Raw genomic sequence first — 4,300 nt, forward strand, 5'->3', positions numbered from 1 at the left:
CTACAAAATTTGAATTGTATGATGGCAATGCTTTAAGAATTGCAACAGTCGGAGAACCACCAGAAGTTAAGGAGGAACAAGTGAGTTTCAGTCAAATTTCTTTTGATAAATTTAATAGTATAAATTTGGATAGTTATGATGCAGTATTTATTATGAAAGAAAATCTCTCCCAAGCTGCTGAAAGTCAATACGCAGTTGTTTACTTAAATTCGACTATTCCATTCATCTTTGTATCTGCTAAAAGTCATATACCTTTTATTGTGAAAAATGAAGCATATTCTAACTTTTGGGGTTGGGCCCATGGAAATGGTTATACTGTTAGGATACTAAGTGCTGAGGAAGGCAACTCAATAAATAGTTGGGAATTTGGTTTGTATAATGATGAAATATCGGATGAACATATAAAGGAAATGTATACAAGGATTTTTAAGAAAATTGATGGGCAATAGTAATCATTAACTTGAATTATGTATTTTCATTAGTGAATTATTCAGCAATCGGGCGCAATCCAGGAACAAGGATCCGTGCCTATTTTTCATTTTAGGGCCAGATTGTTGAGTAAAGATTACTGATTCTAATTGTGAAATTATTATAAAGTATTTTCTCATTTATTTAACTTTTCTAATACCCATGAATATAAAATTATAAGGTATTGGAGGAATGTTAGAAGAGGATGGATTAGATATAACTTATTTCAATGGGATATGTAGATTTGCCTCATTTATTCATGTAATTGTGTAGGGATAGTTAAATAAGTTTTGGAAAGAATATACCTTAAAAAGGTTGTGAGAAAATGAAGATTATAATCCCTGTTGTCATTCTGTCGTTAATTTCTTTTGGACCAGTTGAAGAAGCATCTGATAGTTCATTGAAATCATTTAAAGAAAACTTAGAACTTTTTGAGAATCAAGAACTGTCATTGAAACAAGCTATTGATTTGACATATTCATCTGCTTTGGAATGGGACGAAAATGCTCAAATATTACAAGCTGTAAATATAGACTTAGATAAGCCTCGGAAGTCAATTGGGAGTAATGGGAAAAGAAAGTATTGGAATATTAGTTTTGGAGTGCCAGAAACTAATAAGTTATTTTTAGTCACTATCCATGAGGGTAAAATTAATCAAGCACAGGATGTAACCAGGAAAGGTGATTCACCGTATCCCAAAAAAGAGTTTACAAACTTGGAGGATATTAACTACGATTCACCTAAATTACTTAAAAAGCTCTAAAAATGGGTAGTGTTTATCCAGGTAAAGATTGGGCAAAAGGTTACAATTTTATGCTTAGAAAAGACACAGCGACAAATATCCCCCTTATGTTAGTAATAGGTTGGGATAGCGAGCAGACAAAAATGCAAGTAGCTGGCTTTAATGTAAAAACAGGAGAATATATTCCGCCGCAGAATTGAATTCTTTTGCTATTCTTCTTTGATCAACTAAACCAGCTAATATTTTGTCAACAGTTCCCAATAAAAACTTAAAATCTTTCATGCTAAAGAAGTCCTACCATATCAAATTAAGATTTTTTACTCCTAAGTATAGATAAAAGAGAAAAACATTCGTTAAGCAAATTTCGACATGAAAAAAGCCGGTTTTTCCTCCGCTAAGAAATCATCGGCTTTTAGTATTATTAAGAGGGCGTAGTGAATGTAAACTTGCTACTTTACTTGAATCAAATTGGTATTCACCAAGGAAAATTAATGTGTTCCCAACCTGGAGAAATCTGTTTAAGTAAATCTTCTCTCAAATTCCCCTTTTATCACCCTATATCTCCAACGCATATAAAAACCTTAACTATTCTGACTATCGCAGAACAATCAAGGTTTTCTCTTCCTTAAAGAGAATTTCAGTCTAGAATATACGCATTCGGCAAGATAGAGTATCCCCTGGGAGCGGGCTTAGTGGGGGGGAAAAGGTTGGAATTGATTACATACATGCGGCAGTTGTTTTTCAACATGGGGAATCTTTAAATGATTGGTAGAAAGCATATCAATTTAGTTTAAAAGGAGGTATTTATTAATATAGCCTACGTGACTCACTTACTCCGCATTAGGTGGCTCAAAAGTTTGCACTAGTGGCTCATTCTGTCTGCAATAATCAGTCTTTATACTGTAAATGTCATCCACTAAGTTATAAAAATTCTACCTATAATTGTATTTCTTTCAATAACCAGTTCTTTGGATGTAACTCTACAATTTCCAAATATTATTGACTAGACACCAAATGGTGTCTTATAATTAACTAGACACCATTTGGTGTCTTATTTTAATTTTGGGTTCTGAATAATACTAATGAAAAGGAGGAGACAAATGAAAAGAATAATCAATGCAGAAACAAATGTAATGGGGAGGACTAACATGACAAAGAGAAAAAAGATTATCTATTGGATTGCTACTGTATGGTTAGCACTAGGAATGCTTTCAGCAGGAATTGTACAAATTATGAGAATGGATGCAGAAGTATATATGATGACACATCTGGGATACCCATCATATTTCCTCATTATATTAGGAGCTTCAAAAATATTAGGCGTGATAGCAATATTAATTCCTAAATTTCCTTTGCTTAAAGAATGGGCTTATGCAGGTTTTTTCTATACGATGTTGGGAGCACTTATATCACATCTTGTGTTAGGAGACCCATTTAGTGATATTTATCAGTCATTATTGCTTCTCATATTAACTGGTGTTTCTTGGTATTTTAGACCTGTGGAAAGAAAAATAAAGTTTTATGATAAATAATATTTGTTACTGAATCTCTTTATATTATTTAATAGAATCAACTATGCCTGAAAAGGAACTTGTAATATTGTTCTATAAAAACCCCTGACCGGAGGGGGTTTTTTTGTATTCAATACTCTGTTATAAAAATGATAGGCTGAGATAACAGCAATGAAAGAACCTAACAAAAACAGAAGAGTACCCCAATTTAACAATTCACCACTTAAATTGCATTTGAAATCGGTTGAAATATGTCAAATGCGTTAACATACAAATCTTCAAAACCTACGCCTTTTCCGCCTGGAACATTTTTCGGTTCCCCATGAAAGGTGACTCCACGGTCTTTCATTTCAAGATACTCCTTTTCAATATCGTCACATGCTGAAAACCTATGCAAATGAAGAGATGAAGTGAAAAATTATGATGAATGGTTTAATGTTAAAATAAGATGAATTATCCTTGTGGAGGTGGTATTGGAGTGAAAGGGAGGAAAGTAGGTTTTTTACTTTATGATTATGTAGATATTTTAGATTTTACTGGTCCAGCCGAAGTGTTATCACTTACTGCAAATAATAAAGCAGAGCAAGCCATTACTCTTTACAAAAAGCATTTGTTACCTACTAGGCCTTTTAAGGTATATACTGTTTCAGAAACAGGAAAGCAAATACTAACACATTCTGGGATAAAAGTAGTACCTGATTTTAGTATTGATAATAGTCCTAAATTAGATATTCTAATCATTCCCGGTGGACCTTTAAGGGCGGTCCAAACTATGGTTAAAAACCAAAGGATTCAAAAATGGATTATTAAACATAAAAGTATTGAATATATATGTTCAGTCTGTACTGGAGCTATTATTTTAGGTGAAACTGGATTGTTAAATGGGAAGAAGACAACCACTCACCATTTGGCTTTAAAAATGTTACAAGAAAAATACCCTGATATAAGAGTAGTATCAGACAACAAGGTCGTATGATAGTAACTTCATTTCTTCAGGTGGAGTGTCTTCAGGAATCAATATGGCATTATATCTTGTTGAGCAAATTATGGGAAAATCTACTGCTGAAAGAACAGCAAAAACTATTGAATTTGTACAATAAACGGAAATGGCGCTATTGAGATTGCTTTAGATAAAAATATTATATTCGTTCTTCAACAAAACCAGCTAATAGTTGTCAACAATTTTCATTAAAAAAATGAAAGATTAGATGATATACTAAAAGTGGGTATGCCAAATAACCTTCCAGTTTTTTTATTATTGGAAGGTTTTGTTTTACAATGTTAAATATAGCTATTAAGCTAATTCTTGGAAGATTGTTTTATTATTTAAAAGCGCATAAATCAGGTGTAAAAGCTTATTAGCACATGCAATGATCGCTACTCTATAAGGTTTACCTTCATCGCGTTTTTTATCGTAAAACTCTCTTAATTTCTTGTTTCGGGGTATAACAGTTTCGCTCGTCTTTTGTTTACGGGCATCTCGAATTCCACAGTACACAGCCATATATAGTGCTTGCCTTAACCTTCTAGATCCTCTCTTCGTTATGCGATTGTTGGTTGCTGTAAATCTTCCTGAAGA

General features: G+C 32.9%; 7 protein-coding genes. 5 read left to right on the forward strand and 2 right to left on the reverse strand.

What is annotated here, in order from left to right:
* The 4 genes from LRP81_RS22920 to LRP81_RS22930 form a co-directional block, all read left to right on the forward strand.
* Nucleotides 1–449: hypothetical protein (locus LRP81_RS22920; RefSeq protein ID WP_317987117.1), on the forward strand; the 449-nt coding region annotated here is incomplete at its 5' end.
* A 344-nt stretch (nt 450–793) separates the two neighbouring features.
* Complete coding sequence (locus LRP81_RS22925) at nt 794–1,231, forward strand: hypothetical protein (protein WP_230505497.1); 438 nt, start codon at nt 794–796, stop codon at nt 1,229–1,231.
* Between the two features lie 50 nt (nt 1,232–1,281).
* Nucleotides 1,282–1,410 carry a hypothetical protein gene (locus LRP81_RS23310; protein WP_263458284.1) on the forward strand — a complete coding sequence of 43 codons (129 nt, stop codon included), beginning with the start codon at nt 1,282–1,284 and terminating at the stop codon, nt 1,408–1,410.
* 900 nt (nt 1,411–2,310) lie between these two features.
* Entirely contained in the window at nt 2,311–2,742 is a 432-nt protein-coding gene (locus LRP81_RS22930; protein WP_230505499.1) for a DoxX family protein, read from the forward strand.
* 202 nt (nt 2,743–2,944) lie between these two features.
* Here the strand turns inward: LRP81_RS22930 and LRP81_RS23315 are convergent, their stop codons facing one another.
* Nucleotides 2,945–3,118, reverse strand: a complete 174-nt coding sequence (locus LRP81_RS23315) for a VOC family protein (RefSeq protein WP_399208224.1) — start codon at nt 3,116–3,118, stop codon at nt 2,945–2,947.
* 81 nt (nt 3,119–3,199) lie between these two features.
* Here LRP81_RS23315 and LRP81_RS22935 point away from each other — a divergent pair, with 81 nt between their 5' ends.
* Nucleotides 3,200–3,697: a DJ-1/PfpI family protein gene (locus LRP81_RS22935; protein ID WP_230505502.1), complete on the forward strand. Its 498-nt coding sequence runs from the start codon at nt 3,200–3,202 to the stop codon at nt 3,695–3,697.
* Between the two features lie 318 nt (nt 3,698–4,015).
* Here LRP81_RS22935 and LRP81_RS22940 read toward each other — a convergent pair.
* Nucleotides 4,016–4,300 (reverse strand): transposase (locus LRP81_RS22940; RefSeq protein ID WP_230505503.1); only part of this gene is annotated, 285 nt, incomplete at its 5' end.

Origin of the sequence: Sutcliffiella rhizosphaerae, assembly GCF_917563925.1 — a bacterium.
GTDB lineage: Bacteria > Bacillota > Bacilli > Bacillales > Bacillaceae_I > Sutcliffiella_A > Sutcliffiella_A rhizosphaerae.